12 protein-coding genes and 1 tRNA gene are annotated in these 16014 nt (G+C 70.1%); 4 read left to right on the forward strand and 9 right to left on the reverse strand.

The window, feature by feature from the left end; genetic code table 11:
• The coding region (locus ADL34_RS31065) for an SIMPL domain-containing protein (protein WP_062739841.1) at nucleotides 1-677 on the forward strand (677 nt) is incomplete at its 5' end.
• A gap of 163 nt (nucleotides 678-840) precedes the next feature.
• Nucleotides 841-2277, forward strand: a complete 1437-nt coding sequence (pyk, locus tag ADL34_RS31070) for a pyruvate kinase (RefSeq protein WP_062674777.1) — start codon at nucleotides 841-843, stop codon at nucleotides 2275-2277.
• A 209-nt stretch (nucleotides 2278-2486) separates the two neighbouring features.
• On the opposite strand, the gene ADL34_RS31075 is transcribed toward pyk, so the two are convergent.
• Nucleotides 2487-2561 (reverse strand) — tRNA-Leu (locus tag ADL34_RS31075).
• Nucleotides 2562-2662: 101 nt separating this feature from the next.
• Between ADL34_RS31075 and ADL34_RS31080 the strand changes: the two genes are divergently transcribed.
• Complete coding sequence (locus ADL34_RS31080; RefSeq protein ID WP_055621537.1) at nucleotides 2663-3319, forward strand: ANTAR domain-containing response regulator; 657 nt, start codon at nucleotides 2663-2665, stop codon at nucleotides 3317-3319.
• A 72-nt stretch (nucleotides 3320-3391) separates the two neighbouring features.
• On the opposite strand, the gene ADL34_RS31085 is transcribed toward ADL34_RS31080, so the two are convergent.
• The 8 genes from ADL34_RS31085 to ADL34_RS31120 form a co-directional block, all read right to left on the reverse strand.
• A complete protein-coding gene (locus tag ADL34_RS31085; protein WP_062674775.1) occupies nucleotides 3392-4108 on the reverse strand; it encodes an ABC transporter ATP-binding protein in 717 nt (238 codons plus the stop codon).
• Nucleotides 4105-4977, reverse strand: coding sequence for an ABC transporter ATP-binding protein (locus ADL34_RS31090; protein ID WP_062674801.1), 873 nt, complete (start codon nucleotides 4975-4977; stop codon nucleotides 4105-4107). The genes ADL34_RS31085 and ADL34_RS31090 overlap by 4 nt, the downstream gene beginning before the upstream one ends.
• Nucleotides 4978-4982: 5 nt before the next feature.
• On the reverse strand, nucleotides 4983-6797 hold the full coding sequence (locus ADL34_RS31095; RefSeq protein WP_062674802.1) for a branched-chain amino acid ABC transporter permease: 1815 nt from the start codon (nucleotides 6795-6797) through the stop codon (nucleotides 4983-4985).
• Nucleotides 6798-6820: 23 nt separating this feature from the next.
• Nucleotides 6821-7750, reverse strand: coding sequence for a branched-chain amino acid ABC transporter permease (locus tag ADL34_RS31100; RefSeq protein WP_062674774.1), 930 nt, complete (start codon nucleotides 7748-7750; stop codon nucleotides 6821-6823).
• A gap of 116 nt (nucleotides 7751-7866) precedes the next feature.
• Nucleotides 7867-9096, reverse strand: coding sequence for a branched-chain amino acid ABC transporter substrate-binding protein (locus tag ADL34_RS31105; RefSeq protein WP_400092653.1), 1230 nt, complete (start codon nucleotides 9094-9096; stop codon nucleotides 7867-7869).
• A 482-nt stretch (nucleotides 9097-9578) separates the two neighbouring features.
• Nucleotides 9579-9986, reverse strand: coding sequence for a hypothetical protein (locus ADL34_RS31110; RefSeq protein WP_062674772.1), 408 nt, complete (start codon nucleotides 9984-9986; stop codon nucleotides 9579-9581).
• 67 nt (nucleotides 9987-10053) lie between these two features.
• Complete coding sequence (locus tag ADL34_RS31115; protein WP_062674770.1) at nucleotides 10054-10542, reverse strand: hotdog fold thioesterase; 489 nt, start codon at nucleotides 10540-10542, stop codon at nucleotides 10054-10056.
• 60 nt (nucleotides 10543-10602) lie between these two features.
• Entirely contained in the window at nucleotides 10603-12882 is a 2280-nt protein-coding gene (locus ADL34_RS31120) for an FdhF/YdeP family oxidoreductase (protein WP_062674768.1), read from the reverse strand.
• A 163-nt stretch (nucleotides 12883-13045) separates the two neighbouring features.
• Here ADL34_RS31120 and polA point away from each other — a divergent pair, with 163 nt between their 5' ends.
• Nucleotides 13046-15772, forward strand: coding sequence for a DNA polymerase I (polA, locus tag ADL34_RS31125; RefSeq protein WP_062674767.1), 2727 nt, complete (start codon nucleotides 13046-13048; stop codon nucleotides 15770-15772).
• Nucleotides 15773-16014: the final 242 nt, after the last annotated feature.

Below are 16014 nucleotides of genomic sequence, written 5' to 3' on the forward strand. Positions count from 1 at the left end.
CCCCCTACGGAACCCCCGCCGCCCCCCTCATCGCCGTCCGCGGCGAGGCCCACCTCGAAGTCGAACCCGAGATCGCCCGCATCGGCGTCACCGTCACCTCCCGCGGCAAGGACCGCCGCACCGCCCTCGACGACCTCACCCGGCGCAACGCCGCCGTCCTCGACCTCCTCAAGAGCTACGGCGACGCCGTCGAACACCTGGAGACCGGCGCCCTCACCCTCAGCCCCGAACTGAAGGACAAGGGCCGCGGCGAACGCGTCCACGCCCACCACGGCAGCGTCCACCTCACCGCCGACCTCAACGACTTCACCGCCCTCGGCGAACTCACCACCCGCCTCGCCGACTTGGACCTCACCCGCGTCGACGGCCCCTGGTGGGCCCTGCGCCCCGACTCACCCGCCCACCGGCAGGCCCGCCGGCAGGCCGTCCACGAGGCCGTCCAGCGCGCCCGCGAATACGCCGAAGCCCTCGGAGCCGGCCTCGCCGCCCTCCTCGAACTCGCCGACACCGACACCGGCGCCGACAGCCCCGCACCGCCCCGCGCCGGCCGCACCCGCTCCCTCGCCTACGCGGTCGCCGAGGACGCGCCCGCCGCCCCGCTCGACCTCGAACCCCAGCGCCAGCACGTCGTCGCCCGCGTCGACGCACGCTTCACCATGACCCCACCCCGGCTGTGAGACCTCGTGAAATCGTCGAGTCCCCCGATGGGGTGCCCCGGGATTGCTCATCGGAGCACCCCGCCGCACAATTCAACTCTTGTCAATAACCCTTCATGCAAGGGTCGTTGGGTCGTCACACGCGGCCAATTCTCTACCCGCCGGTAAGTCATAGGGTCGAACCATGCGCCGAGCCAAGATCGTCTGCACCCTGGGCCCCGCCACCGACACCTACGACCGTATAAAGGCACTGGTCGAGGCCGGAATGGACATCGCCCGGTTCAACCTCAGCCACGGCACCCACGCCGAGCACGAGGAGCGCTACCAGCAGGTCCGCAAGGCATCCGACGAGACCGGGCACAGCGTCGGCCTCCTCGCCGACCTTCAAGGACCGAAGATCCGGCTCGGCCGCTTCACCGAAGGACCCGTACTCCTCGAACGCGGCGACACCTTCACCCTCACCGTCGACCCCGACGCCGAGGGCGACCGCCACCAGTGCTCCACCACCTACGCCGGCCTCGCCGCCGACGTCACCCCCGGCGAACGCGTCCTCGTCGACGACGGCAAGGTCTGCCTCGAGGTCACCGACGTCGACGGCCCCCGCGTCCGCACCACCGTCGTCGAGGGCGGCATCGTCTCCGACCACAAGGGCCTCAACCTCCCCGGCGTCGCCGTCTCCGTCCCCGCCCTCTCCGACAAGGACGAGGACGATCTGCGCTGGGCCCTGCGCACCGGCTTCGACGTCATCGCCCTCTCCTTCGTCCGCTCCGGCCGCGACATCGACGACGTCCACCGCATCATGGACGACGAGGGCCGCCGCCTCCCCGTCATCGCCAAGATCGAGAAACCGCAGGCCGTCGACGCCCTCGACGACATCGTGGCCGCCTTCGACGGCATCATGGTCGCCCGTGGCGACCTCGGCGTGGAGATGCCGCTCGAACAGGTGCCGATCGTCCAGAAGCGCGCGATCAAACTGGCCCGGCGCAACGCCAAGCCCGTCATCGTCGCCACCCAGATGCTCGACTCCATGATCGACCACTCCCGCCCCACCCGGGCCGAGGCGTCCGACGTGGCCAACGCCGTCATCGACGGCACCGACGCCGTGATGCTCTCCGGCGAGACCAGCGTCGGCAAACACCCCCTCGAGACCGTCCGCACCATGGCGAGGATCGTCGAAGCCGCCGAGGAGGACCTCCTCGCCCAAGGGCTGCCCCCGCTGACCGAACGCGACAAACCCCGCACCCAGGGCGGCGCCGTCGCCCGCGCGGCCGCCGAGATCGGCGACTTCCTCGGCGCCCGGTTCCTCGTCGCCTTCACCCGGTCCGGCGACACCGCCCGCCGCCTCTCCCGCTACCGCTCCCCGATCCCCCTCCTCGCCTTCACCCCCGAACCGGCCACGCGGTCCCAGCTCAACCTGACGTGGGGCGTGGAGACGTTCCTCGGACCGCACGTGGACTCCACGGACGCGATGGTCGACCAGGTGGACGAACTGCTCCTCCAGTACGGCCGCTGCCAGAAGGGCGACACGGTCGTCATCACGGCAGGCTCCCCACCGGGAGTCACCGGCGCGACCAACCTGGTCCGCGTCCACCACATCGGCGAGGACGACACCCCGAACTGACGGTCAGTACCCGGCGCCGAGATGGAGGCCCAGTGGATAGGCGTACGCGGCGTCGTCGGCGGGACCAAGACCAAGGCCCGCTTGCGTGTGCTGAGGTCGTACATACGGCCCCCTGGGAGAAGGGTCGGGCCGGCACGCAGCAAAAAGCGGATCTTCACGAGAACGTGGACATCCGCATCTGAATTACGACCTTCGAATCGAAGGAAAAGTGCCCCGGGTCGGACTCGAACCGACACTGTATGGGTTTTGAATCCATTGCCTGCTGCCAATTGGGCTACCGGGGCCCGGTGAATCGAAGGTTGACCTCGACCCGCTGCCCGTCCACCTTACCGTAGCTAGGTAGGCTCTTGTCAGCACCACCCATGCCCCTGAACGAGGAGCCCCCGTGACCGCCCCCGAGTCGCCCCAGCCCGTGGACGCGCCCGACGACGACAAGTCGCACGTGCCTCCGCTGACGACCCGTGTCGTCATCGCCGAGGACGAGGCCCTGATCCGGCTCGACCTCAAAGAGATGCTCGAGGAGGAGGGGTACACCGTCGTCGGTGAGGCCGGTGACGGTGAGCAGGCCGTCGAGCTGGCGCGCGAGCACCGGCCCGACCTCGTCATCCTCGATGTGAAGATGCCGAAGCTCGACGGCATCTCGGCGGCCGAGAAGATCGCCGAGGAGAGCATCGCGCCGGTGCTGATGCTGACGGCGTTCTCGCAGCGCGACCTCGTGGAGCGCGCCCGCGACGCCGGCGCCATGGCGTACCTGGTGAAGCCGTTCAGCAAGAGCGACGTCGTCCCGGCGATCGAGATGGCCGTCTCGCGGTTCACGGAGCTGAAGGAACTGGAGAAGGAGGTCGCGGACCTCAGCCAGCGCCTGGAGACCCGCAAGCTGGTGGACCGGGCGAAGTCCGTCCTGCAGACGCAGTACGGCCTGACCGAGCCGGCCGCGTTCCGCTGGATCCAGAAGACGTCGATGGACCGCCGGATGTCGATGCAGCAGGTCGCCGAGGCCGTGATCCAGGACGCCGAGGAGAAGAAGGCCGCCAAGGGCTGATCCGCCCGCTTGAGCGCATGACTGAGGCCCGTGCCCCTGACCGGGGGGCACGGGCCTCAGATGGTGAGGGCGTCAGTCCTCGCCGAGGTACGCCTTGCGCACCGACTCGTCGTGCAGGAGGTCCTGCCCGGAGCCGGAGAGGACGATCTTGCCGACCTCCATGACGTGGCCGTGGTCGGCCAGGGAGAGGGCGGCCTGGGCGTTCTGCTCGATGAGCAGGATGGTGGTGCCGGAGGCCTTGAGCTCCTGGATGGTCGCCATGATCTTCTGCATCATGATCGGCGAGAGACCCATGCTGGGCTCGTCGAGCATGAGCAGCTTCGGCCGGGACATCAGCGCCCGCCCCATGGCGAGCATCTGCTGCTCGCCGCCGGAGAGGGTGCCCGCGGCCTGCTTGCGGCGTTCCCCGAGGATGGCGAAGAGGTCGTAGGCGCGCTGGATGTCCTTCTCGATGCCGTCCTTGTCGTTGCGGAGGAAGGCGCCGAGACGGAGGTTGTCCTCGATCGTCATGCGGGGGAAGATGTGCCGCCCCTCGGGGGAGTGGGCGAGTCCCAGTGAGACGACCTTGTGGGCGGGGATCTTCTTCAGCGATCTGCCGTCGAACTTGATGTCGCCGGACAGCGGCTGGAGGAGGCCCGACAGGGTGCGCAGGGTGGTGGTCTTCCCGGCGCCGTTGGTGCCGATGAGGGTGACGACCTCGCCCGCTTCGACCTTGAACGAGATGCCCTTGACGGCCTCGATCTTGCCGTAGGCGACTCTGAGGTCCTCGACCTCGAGCAGTGCGGTCACTTGTCGTCCCCTTCCGTGGTGCTGTGCGCGTCGCCCTCCGCGGCCTCGACCTCGGCGGCTTCGGCGGCACCGGGCGCGCCCTCGAAGGGCTCGCCGAGGTAGGCGGCGATGACGCGCTCGTCGGCCTGGACGACCTCGGCGGGGCCTTCGACGATCTTCTCGCCCTGGACGAGCACGGCGACCCGGTCGCAGAGGTTCATGATGAACCGGATGTCGTGCTCGATGACGAGGACGGCGATGCCCTGGTCCCGGATGGCGAAGATGAGCTCCTCGGCCGCGCGGGTCTCCTGGGGGTTCATGCCGGCGGTGGGTTCGTCGAGGAGGAGCAGGCCGGGCTCGCTCGCGAGGGCCCGGGCGATCTCCAGCTTCCGCTGTTCGCCGTAGGGCAGGTTGCGGGCGAGGTGGTCGGCCTTGGCGGCGAGGCCGGTGAACTCGAGGAGTTCCATGGCCCGTTCGCGGGACGCCTCTTCGGCCTTCCGGAAGCCGGGCAGGCGCAGCAGGGCGGACCAGAGGCCCTCCTTGGTGCGGGTGTGCCGTCCGACGAGGACGTTCTCCAGAACGGTCATGTTGGCGAAGAGCCGGATGTTCTGGAAGGTCCGGGCGATGCCGGCCTGGGTGACCAGGTGCGGCTTGGGCGGCAGGACGGTGCCCTTGTAGGCGACCTTGCCCTCGGTCGGCACGTAGAGGCCGGTGAGGCAGTTGAAGAAGGTCGTCTTGCCGGCGCCGTTGGGGCCGATGAGGCCGACGATCTCGCCGGTGTTGACGGTGAGGTCGACGCTGCGGACGGCGGTGAGGCCGCCGAAGCGCATGGTGACGCCGCTGGCGTCGAGCACCGTCGTGGTGGTGGGTGCGGTCGTGGTGGTGGTCATGGCGGTCACGCCCCTGCCTTCGCGACGCCGGTCGCGCCTTCGGGCAATGGCTTGTCCTCCGGTACGTCGAGCTGTCCGGTCTCGTGGAATTCGAGCTGCTTCCTGCGGTCGGCGACCAGGCCCTCGGGGCGGAAGCGCATCAGGAGCATCAGGGCGATACCGAAGAGCAGCAGCTGGTACTCGGCCATGAACTGGAGCTTGGCCGGGATGAGGTAGAGCAGTGCCGCGCCGATCAGCGGTCCGCTGATGGTGCCCATGCCGCCGAGGATGACGGCGGCGAGCAGGAAGGCCGAGTTGGGCGGCACGGGGCCGGCGAACTGGTACTGCTCGGGGGTGACGCTGTAGGACACGTGGGCCTGGACGGTGCCGGCGAGGCCGGCGAGGCAGGCGCCGAGCGCGAAGGCGAGGAGCTTCAGGCGGAAGCCGTTGATGCCCATGGCGGTGGCGGCGGTCTCGTCCTCGCGGATGGCGACCCAGGCGCGGCCGATGCGGGATTCCGCGGAGCGGCGGAACACCATCACGACGATGATCGTGAACACCAGCATCAGCAGGTAGTAGTTGGCGGAGCGGGTGAGCTCGTGGCCGAGGACGTCGTGCGGGACTCCGAGGTTGAAGCCGAAGATCTCCAGGTCGGGGATCTGCGGGATGCCGTTGGAGCCGTTGGTGACGTCCGGTCCGCTGTTGCCGTTCAGGTTGTTCATGGTGATGCGGAAGATCTCACCGAAGCCGAGCGTCACGATGGCGAGGTAGTCGCCGCGCAGTCGCAGGGTCGGTGCGCCGATGACGACGCCGAAGATCAGCGAGGCGACGGCGCCGGTGAGGACGGCGGCCCAGAACGGGAAGGTGACGCCGATGGTGGAGGCGGGGGAGCCGGACACCAGGGCGGCGGCGTAGGCGCCGACGCCGAGGAAGGCGACGTAGCCGAGGTCGAGGAGGCCGGCGAGGCCGACGACGACGTTGAGGCCCAGGGCGACCGTGGCGAAGATCAGGATGTTCGCGCCGATGAGGGCGAACTGGTCGTTGGTCTGGGTGAAGGGGAAGCAGATCGCCGCCGCGAACGCCGCGCCGAGGGTGACGTTGCGGTGCTTGGCGGTGAGTGCGGAGAGCCGCTTCAGCAGTCCGGCACGGGTGACGGCGGTGAAGCCGAAGGCCGCGAGGACGAGGAAGCCGATGAACAGCTCGGAGTACTCGGTGCTGATGCCGTACGCGAAGACGTACAGGCCGACGCCGAAGCCGGCGGCGATGATCAGGATCTCCAGCCAGGAGGGGAGGTCCTTGGCGCGGCCGGGCTCGGGGGCGGTGAGCGCGTGGCGGACGCGGCCCCACAGGTGGGGGTGGGGGTCGGCGGCGTCGTAGGGCTGGTCGACGGGGAGGCCGAGGGCGCCGACGACGGCGACGAGTGCGCCGATGCCGGAGACCCAGGCGCCGGGTTCCAGGTTGACGAGGCCGCCGAGTTCCTGCGCGATGGCGCCCATGGCGTAGCCGGTGACGCCGAGCACGCCGAGGGCGGCGAGCAGGACGGGGCTGTTCTTGCCGCCGGGGGTGAGCCAGCCCAGTCCGCGGATGCCGTAGCCGGCGAGCGCGAACAGGAGGGTCAGCAGGGAGCCGACGAGGGTGAGGACCTGGAGGCCGCCGGGGTAGCCGGTGACGGTCAGGTTGCCCGGGAACTCGTCGGTCCAGGTCCAGGCGAGGAAGGTGCCTATGAGGGCGAGGGCGGAGCCGGCGACCGTGAGTCCGCGGGCCGCGGCGTGCGGCAGCGGGATGATCGGGGTGGCTTCGGGGGTGGACACCTTGGTGGTGGTGTCGGTGGTCTTGTCCATGGGGATGTCGGTGGTCATGGGTATCACGCCCGATCCGCGACGCGTTCGCCGAGCAGGCCCTGTGGCCTGAACAGCAGGACGAGGATGAGGAGGCTGAACGCCCACACGTCCTTCCAGGCGCCGCCGCCGAAGAGGTCCATGCCGGGGATCTCGCCGATGTAGCCGGTGGCGAGGGATTCGGCGACGCCGAGGACGAGGCCGCCGAGCATGGCGCCGTAGATGTTGCCGATGCCGCCGAGGACGGCGGCGGTGAAGGCCTTGAGGCCCATCAGGAAGCCCATGCGGAAGCCGACCTGGCCGTTCTTGAGGCCGTAGGCGACGGCCGCGACGGCGGCGAACGCGGCACCGATGGCGAAGGCCATGACGATGATGCGGTCGGTGTTGATGCCCATGAGCTTGGCGGTGTCGGGGTCCTGGGCGGTGGCCTGCATGCCGCGGCCGGAGCGCGTCTTGTTGACGAACAGGCCGAGGGCGATCATGCAGAGCGGGGCGGCTATGAGGACGAAGATGTCGCCGCGCTGGATGTTGGCGCCGAGGATCTCGACGGGGTCGCCCTGGAAGCGGGGGAAGGGGACGTCCTTCTTGGCGTCGGGGAACCACATCCATACGGCCTGCTGCAGGACGATGGACAGACCGATCGCGGTGATGAGGGGCGCCAGGCGGGGTGCGGTGCGCAGGGGACGGTAGGCGAACCGTTCCGCCGCGGTGCCGACGGCGACCGAGACGAGGACACCGCCGATGATCATGAGGGGGATCGCCGCCCCGAGGCCGAAGCCGTCGGGGAGGACCATCCAGACGGTGAGGGCCCCGAAGCCCCCGACCATGAAGATCTCGCCGTGGGCGAAGTTGATGAGCTGGACGATGCCGTAGACCATCGTGTAGCCGATCGCGATGAGTCCGTACATCGCGCCGAGGATGAGTCCATTGGCCAGCTGTTGCGGCAGTTCGTGCACCGCAGGGCCTCCGTGGAGTGGTTCGGATATGGCGCCGCGCGGGGAGCGCTGGTGGGCGCTTCCCGCGCGGCCTGGATCAATGTGTGAGTTGGATGGGTTCTCTGACTCGTCCTTCGTCAGCCGAGCTTGGGCTCGCCGCTGAACTCGGGCGCCCAGGCGTTGTCCTTGATCTTGTAGGCGGTCATGGTGTGGTTCGTGGTGTCACCGAACTCGTCGAACGAGATGGTGCCGGTGACGCCGTCGAACTTGACCTTGGCCATTCCGTCCAGGACCGCCTTGCGGCCGTCGGACGGGACCTTGCCGTCGTTGCCCTCGACCGCCAGCTTGACGGCCTCGATGATGGCCCAGGTGGCGTCGTAGGTCAGGCCGCCGTAGGCCTCGTAGTCGTCCTCGTAGCCCGCGGCCTTGTAGTCCGCGATGAAGGTCTTGGCGGAGGGGAGCTGCTCGACGGGCCGGCCGACGGAGGTCGCGAGGTCGCCCTCGGCCTTCTTGTTCAGCTTCGGGAACTCGCCGGAGTAGATGCCGTCGCCGCCCATGAGCGGGATCTTCTGGCCGCTGTCCTTGAGCTGCTGGCTCAGCGGGCCGGCGGCCGGGTACTCGCCGCCGTAGTACAGGGCCTGGGCGCCGGTCTTCTTGATCTTGGCGACCACGGCGTTGAAGTCACGGTCGTCGGGGTTGATGTGGTCCGTGCCCACGATCTTGCCGCCGAACTTGGTGAAGTTCGCCTTGAAGGACGCGGCGAGGCCGGCGCCGTAGGTCTTCTGGTCGTCGATCAGGTAGACCTTGCTGAGCTTCGCCTTGTTGTACAGGTAGTCCGCGGCGAAGGCGCCCTGGATCTCGTCCGTGGTGGCGGTGCGGAAGAAGGTCTTGAACTGGCGGACCGAGTCGCCGGTCTTCCAGCCGTCGCCCTGGGTCAGCTCGGTGCCGGTGTTGGCCGGGGAGACCTGGGTGAGGCCGGCGTCGTTGAGCGGCTTCTGCATCTGCTGGGAGACGCTGGAGTTCAGCGGGCCGACGACGCCGAGGACGTCCTTGTTGCTGATGAACTTCTGGGCGTTCTGCTGGCCGACGGACGGCTGAGCCTGGTCGTCCAGGGCCTCGATCTTGAACTCGACGCCCTTGACGAACTCCTTCTTGTTGGCCGTCTTGGCGGCCAGGTCCGCGGAGTTCTTCATGCCGAGGCCGAGCGCGGACAGGTCGCCGGACAGCGGGGCGTCGAGGCCGATCACAACTGTGGTCTTGTCGCCGTTGCTGCTGCCGCCGTCGTCGTCACGCGACCCACAAGCCGTGAGTGTCAGCGATCCCGCCGCGAGCGCGGCGGTAATGGCGATGATCGAACGTTGACGCACGAATCAGGTCCTTTCCCTGGCACGGCGGTTCCCCATGGAACGCGCCGAGTCGAGCGCTGGGGACGAAGTGACTTCGAATCCGATGGCTCGGTGACTGGCCGTGACTCTAAGCGCGGGTGGGGAACATGGAGGAGGCTCTGACCAAGGCTGTGACGCTCTTGTTATGACACGCGGTATCCCTGAGCGGTACTGCGTGGGGGGAAGAGCGGATTTCCGGCCGATTCGCCCTGTCCACATAGTGAGAACCCGCAGCGTTCGCGCGTAGCTTCTTCATTAGTGTTCAGGGGTTTTGGTGATGACCGCATTCGTTGTCGAGGGCTACCGGCGGCCTCGCGGGGGTCCATGGCGAAGCGTCGGGCCACGGTGGACGGGACGCCGTTTATTGCAGCCGTATTACGCAGAGTTACCCGGGTGAAAGAGGTCCGGCGCGCCTCCCCTTATTCGTGTAGGGGGCATGAAAATGGAATTCTTGATTTCGCTCCTCAGCCCCATGGGCCTCCGGTGGGTCCGCCGTCCCGGTACCGCTTCTCGCAGGCCGCCCGCGCACGGCGGTCGACGATCCGGCCGGCCGCCGCGTCACCGGCGCGCTCGCGCTCGGCGCGGGCTTCGTCGACCACCGCGCGGAGGATCTCGTACTGCCCGTCGGACAGCCCCATCGACTGGTAGTCGCCGTAGGTGTCGCCCTTCAGCGCCCGGCGCGACCAGTACGCGATGATCCGCGTGCACAGCTCGGCCGGTGAAGTCGCCGTGGGGGAGGGGGAGTCGCCGCTCGCCGGGACGCCCGCCGGGGAGGGCTCCGCGCCCGGGCCCCCGCAGCCGCCCGCCGAGCAGGCGGCCAGCAGGACCAGTCCGAGCGCGGCCCCCCTGCGGCACACCCCTGCCTTGGTCATGCCCCGACCGTATTCCGCCGCACGGCCGGGATCAACGGCGGGGTGGCAAAGGAGAGTTGACCCTCCGTCACTCCGCCGGGCGGACCCGCTCCGCGTCGCCGGGGTTCACGTCCCGCAGCATGCAGGTCAGCCGCGCGGTGCACACCCGCCGCCCCTGCTCGTCGCTGACCACGATCTCGTACGTCGCCGTCGAGCGGCCCCGGTGCAGCGGTGTGGCGACACCGGTCACGAGGCCGGAGCGGGCGCCCCGGTGGTGGGTGCAGTTCAGGTCCACACCCACCGCGATCTTGGACGTGCCGCCGTGCAGCATGGACCCCACCGAGCCGAGCGTCTCGGCGAGCACCGCGGACGCGCCGCCGTGCAGCAGGCCGTACGGCTGGGTGTTGCCCTCCACCGGCATCGTCCCTACGACCCGCTCGGCGGACGCCTCCACGATCTGAACGCCCATGCGCGTGCCGAGGTGCCCGGCCGAGAACAGGGCCTGAAGATCGACGCCGAGCGCGGCGTACTCGTCGATGACCTCCTGCGGGAACTTCACGTGCTGCTGCTCGCCCATGGGCCCGGCTCCGTTCGTCGTGATCACTCGGTGGCGTGGTGACACCGCCTGAGCAAACGCTCAGTCGGTCGCCGATTGTTCCAGACGCACGATCACGGACTTGCTGGCCGGGGTGTTGCTGGTGTCGGCGGTGGCGTCCAGCGGCACCAGCACGTTGGTCTCCGGGTAGTAGGCCGCCGCGCAGCCCCGCGCCGTCGGGTAGGCGACCACCCGGAACCCGGGCGCCCGCCGCTCCACGCCGTCCTTCCACTCGCCGACCAGATCCACGTACGACCCGTCGGCGACCCCGAGGCGCCGGGCGTCCTCCGGGTTGACCAGCACCACCCGGCGGCCGTTGCGGATGCCCCGGTAGCGGTCGTCCAGACCGTAGATCGTGGTGTTGTACTGGTCGTGCGAGCGCAGCGTCTGCAGCAGCAGCCGCCCCTCGGGAACCTCCGGGTACTCCACCGGCGCCGCCGTGAAGTTGGCCCTGCCGGTCGCCGTCGGGAAGCGGCGCTCGTCGCGCGGGGCGTGCGGCAGCGTGAAGCCGCCGGGACGCGCCACGCGCGCGTTGAAGTCCTCGAAGCCGGGGACGACCCGCGCGATACGGTCCCGGATCGTCGCGTAGTCCTTCTCGAACTCCTCCCAGGGCGTACGGCTCTTCTCGCCCAGCACCCGGCGGGCCAGCCGGCACACGATCGCCGGCTCCGACAGCAGGTGCGCACTCGCCGGCTCCAGGCGTCCACGGGAGGCGTGCACCATGCCCATGGAGTCCTCGACGGTGACGAACTGCTCGCCGCCGCCCTGCAGATCGCGCTCGGTACGGCCCAGCGTCGGCAGGATCAGCGCCCGCGCGCCCGTGACCGCGTGGCTGCGGTTCAGCTTCGTCGACACGTGCACCGTCAGCCGGGCCCGCCGTACGGCCGCCTCGGTGACGGCCGTGTCCGGCGTGGCCGCCACGAAGTTGCCGCCCATCGCGAAGAACACCTTCGCCTCGCCGTCGCGCAGCGCCCGGATGGCCCGGACGACGTCCAGGCCGTGCTCACGCGGCGGCGCGAACCCGAACTCCCGCTCCAGGGCCTCCAAAAAGGCGGGCGCGGGCCGTTCGAAGATGCCCATCGTGCGGTCGCCCTGCACGTTGGAGTGACCGCGCACCGGGCACACGCCCGAGCCGGGGCGGCCGATGTCGCCGCGCAGCAGGAGGAAGTTGACGATCTCCCGGATCGTCGGCACCGAGTGCTTGTGCTGGGTCAGGCCCATCGCCCAGCACACCACCGTGCGCCGTGAGGCCAGCACCATCTCCAGCGCCCGGTCGACGTCCTCGCGCGCGAGGCCCGTCGCCGCCAGCGTCTCGTCCCAGTCGGCGGCGCGGGCGGCCGCGGCGAACTCCTCGAAGCCGTGCGTGTGGTCCCGGACGAAGTCGTCGTCGACGGCGCCCTCGGTCTCCAGGATCAGCTTGTTCAGCAGCCGGAACAGCGCCTGGTCGCCGCCGATGCGGATCTGCAGGAACAGATCGGTGAGCGCGGCGCCCTTGATCATGCCCTGCGGGGTCTGCGGGTTCTTGAACCGCTCCAGACCGGCCTCGGGCAGCGGGTTGACGGTGATGATCCGCGCGCCGTTCGCCTTCGCCTTCTCCAGGGCGGAGAGCATCCGCGGATGGTTCGTCCCCGGGTTCTGCCCGGCGACGATGATCAGCTCCGCCTTGTACAGGTCCTCCAGCAGGACGCTGCCCTTGCCGACGCCGATCGTCTCCGACAGCGCCGAACCGGACGACTCGTGGCACATGTTCGAGCAGTCCGGCAGGTTGTTCGTGCCGAGCTCGCGGGCGAAGAGCTGGTAGAGGAAGGCCGCCTCGTTGCTGGTGCGGCCCGAGGTGTAGAAGACGGCCTCGTCGGGCGAGCCGAGCGCGGCGAGCTCCTCGGCGACGATGTCGAAGGCCCGCTCCCAGGTCACCGGCTCGTAGTGGGTACCGCCCTCCGGCAGGTACATGGGGTGGGTGAGCCGCCCCTGCTGCCCGAGCCAGTAGCCGCTGCGCGTCGCCAGGTCGGCCACGGGGTGCGCGGCGAAGAACTCCGGGGTGACCCGGCGCAGCGTGGCCTCCTCGGCGACCGCCTTCGCGCCGTTCTCGCAGAACTCCGCCGTGTGCCGGTGCTCCGGCTCGGGCCAGGCGCACCCCGGGCAGTCGAAGCCGTCCTTCTGGTTGACCCGCAGCAGGGTCAGGGCGGTGCGCTTGATCCCCATCTGGCGCTGCGCGACCCGCAGGGTGTGGCCGATGGCGGGCAGGCCCGCCGCCGCGTGCTGGGGCCCGGCGACCTCGGGCGCGTCCTGGACCGGATCACCCGTGGGCGGCTTGCTGGCCATCGCGCACTCTCCTTCGTGTACACGTGTGAGCTACGTCTCCGATCCTCGCACGCGGAACCGGCCCTGCGGGGAGCGGGTGTTCGGGCCCCGCACGGTGCCGGGAGCGCCCGGGCGGCACCCCGGCGGGGCCCGGCTGTCAGTGGGGCGTGGCAGGATCGGGGGCGTGGCAGAGACAGCATCGAAGCAGACCGACAGCACCCCCGGCGGCGGCCGGCCCCGCCTGATGCTCATGGACGGGCACTCGCTGGCCTACCGCGCCTTCTTCGCGCTGCCCGCGGAGAACTTCACGACGGCGACGGGCCAGCCGACGAACGCGATCTACGGCTTCGCGTCGATGCTGGCCAACACGCTGCGTGACGAGGCGCCCACCCACTTTGCCGTGGCGTTCGACGTCTCCCGCAAGACCTGGCGCTCCGAGGAGTTCACGGAGTACAAGGCGAACCGCTCCAAGACCCCGGACGAGTTCAAGGGCCAGGTCGAGCTGATCGGGGAGCTGCTGGACGCGATGCGCGTCTCCCGGTTCGCCGTCGAGGGCTTCGAGGCCGACGACGTGATCGCCACGCTCGCCACCCAGGCCGAGGCCGCCGGTTTCGAGGTGCTGATCGTCACCGGCGACCGCGACTCGTTCCAGCTGGTCAGCGAGCACACCACCGTGCTGTACCCGACCAAGGGCGTCTCCGAGCTGACCCGGTTCACGCCGGAGAAGGTCGTCGAGAAGTACGGCCTGACCCCCGCCCAGTACCCTGACTTCGCGGCCCTGCGCGGCGACCCGTCGGACAACCTGCCGGGCATCCCCGGCGTCGGCGAGAAGACCGCCGCGAAGTGGATCAACCAGTTCGGGTCCTTCGCGGACCTGGTCGAGCGCGTCGAGGAGGTCAAGGGCAAGGCCGGGCAGAACCTCCGCGAGCACCTGGAGGCCGTCAAGCTCAACCGCCGCCTCACCGAGCTGGAGCGGCAGGTCGAGCTGCCGAAGACCGTCACCGACCTCGCGCGCGAGCCGTACGACCGCAAGGCCGTCGCGATGATCCTCGACACCCTGGAGATCCGGAACCCGTCGCTGCGCGAGCGGCTCTTCGGCGTCGACCCGGGCGCCGAGGAGGCCGAGACCACGCCGATCTCCACCGAGGGCGTCGCCCTGGACGGCACCGTCCTCGGCACCGGAGAGCTGGCTCCCTGGCTGGCGGAGCACGCCGGCGGGGCGCTCGGCGTGGCCACCGTCGACACCTGGGCCCTCGGCACCGGCTCGGTCGCCGAGGTCGCGCTGGCCGCGGACGGCGGCGCGGCCGCCTGGTTCGACCCCTCACAGCTGGACGAGGCCGACGAGCGGGCGTTCGCCGGCTGGCTCGCGGACGCCGAGCGGCCCAAGGTCTTCCACAACGCCAAGGGCGCCATGCGGGTCTTCGCCGAGCACGGCTGGAGCATCGAGGGCGTCCGCATGGACACCGCGCTCGCCGCCTACCTGGTCAAGCCGGGCCGCCGCTCCTTCGATCTGGACGCGCTGTCCCTGGAGTACCTGCACCGCGAGCTGGCGCCCGCCGCCACGGCCGACGGGCAGCTGGCCTTCGGAGCGGACGAGGGCGCCGAGGCCGAGGCGCTCATGATCCAGGCCCGTACCGTCCTCGACCTGGGCGAGGCCTTCGAGGGCCGCCTCGAGGAGGTCGGCGCCGCCGAGCTGCTGCGCGACATGGAGCTGCCGACCTCCGCCCTGCTCGCCCGCATGGAGCGGCACGGCATCGCGGCGGACCGGGCCCACCTGGAGGCCATGGAGCAGATGTTCGCGGGCGCCGTGCAGCAGGCCGTGAAGGAGGCGCACGCGGCGGCCGGGCACGAGTTCAACCTGGGCTCGCCCAAGCAGCTCCAGGAGGTCCTCTTCGGCGAGCTGGCGCTGCCCAAGACCAAGAAGACCAAGACCGGCTACACCACCGACGCCGACGCCCTGGCCTGGCTCGCCGGCCAGACGGACAACGAACTGCCGGTGATCATGCTCCGCCACCGTGAGCAGGCGAAGCTGCGGGTCACGGTCGAGGGCCTGATCAAGACGATCGCCACGGACGGCCGCATCCACACGACGTTCAACCAGACCGTCGCCGCCACCGGCCGCCTCTCCTCCACGGACCCCAACCTGCAGAACATCCCGGTCCGCACCGACGAGGGCCGCGCGATCCGCCGGGGCTTCGTCGTGGGCGAGGGCTTCGAGTCCCTGATGACCGCGGACTACAGCCAGATCGAGCTGCGCGTGATGGCCCACCTGTCGGAGGACGCGGGCCTGATCGAGGCGTTCACCTCCGGCGAGGACCTGCACACCACGGCGGCCTCCCAGGTCTTCGCGGTGGAGCCGTCCGCCGTGGACGCGGAGATGCGCCGCAAGATCAAGGCGATGTCGTACGGCCTCGCGTACGGGCTGTCGGCCTTCGGCCTCTCCCAGCAGCTGAACATCGAGGCGGCCGAGGCCCGCACCCTGATGGACGCGTACTTCGAGCGGTTCGGCGGCGTACGCGACTATCTGCGCCGCGCGGTCGACGAGGCACGGGCCACCGGGTACACGGCGACCCTCTTCGGCCGCCGCCGCTACCTGCCCGACCTCAACAGCGACAACCGCCAGCGCCGCGAGGCGGCCGAGCGCATGGCGCTGAACGCGCCCATCCAGGGCACGGCGGCCGACATCGTCAAGATCGCCATGCTGAACGTGGACCGGGCCCTGCGCGAGTCCGGCCTCGCCTCCCGCATGCTCCTCCAGGTCCACGACGAAATCGTCCTGGAGATCGCCCCGGGCGAGCGTGAGACGGCGGAGGAGCTGGTCCGCCGCGAAATGTCGAACGCCGTCCACCTCAGGGTCCCCCTGGGCGTCTCGGTGGGCGCAGGCCCCGACTGGGAATCGGCGGCCCACTAGCCGCAACGGGACAACGCCGGGCCGGAGACTCACCGGCCCGGCGGCGAGCCGAAGCCACACCCTCAGGCGCGCGGGGAACACAAAGCACCGGCCCGGACCACCCCCGCCAGGGGCGCGGGGAACTGCGCGAGCAACCTCCACGGTCCGCACACAACGCACCGGCCCGGACCACCCCCTCCAGGGGCGCGGGGAACTGCGCGAGCAACCCCCACTCACCCGCACCCGCGAAACAAGCCGCACCC

It is taken from the genome of Streptomyces sp. NRRL WC-3605 (genome assembly GCF_001509795.1).
Lineage (GTDB): Bacteria > Actinomycetota > Actinomycetes > Streptomycetales > Streptomycetaceae > Streptomyces > Streptomyces viridochromogenes.

Excerpts from the sequence above, each read along its gene's own strand:
- pyk (WP_062674777.1), top strand. The coding sequence starts at position 841 with ATGCGCCGAGCCAAGATCGTCTGCACCCTGGGCCCCGCCACCGACACC.
- ADL34_RS31090 (WP_062674801.1), bottom strand. The coding sequence starts at position 4,977 with ATGACCACCACCACGACCGCACCCACCACCACGACGGTGCTCGACGCC.
- ADL34_RS31095 (WP_062674802.1), bottom strand. The coding sequence starts at position 6,797 with ATGGACAAGACCACCGACACCACCACCAAGGTGTCCACCCCCGAAGCC.
- ADL34_RS31110 (WP_062674772.1), bottom strand. The coding sequence starts at position 9,986 with ATGACCAAGGCAGGGGTGTGCCGCAGGGGGGCCGCGCTCGGACTGGTC.
- ADL34_RS31115 (WP_062674770.1), bottom strand. The coding sequence starts at position 10,542 with ATGGGCGAGCAGCAGCACGTGAAGTTCCCGCAGGAGGTCATCGACGAG.
- ADL34_RS31120 (WP_062674768.1), bottom strand. The coding sequence starts at position 12,882 with ATGGCCAGCAAGCCGCCCACGGGTGATCCGGTCCAGGACGCGCCCGAG.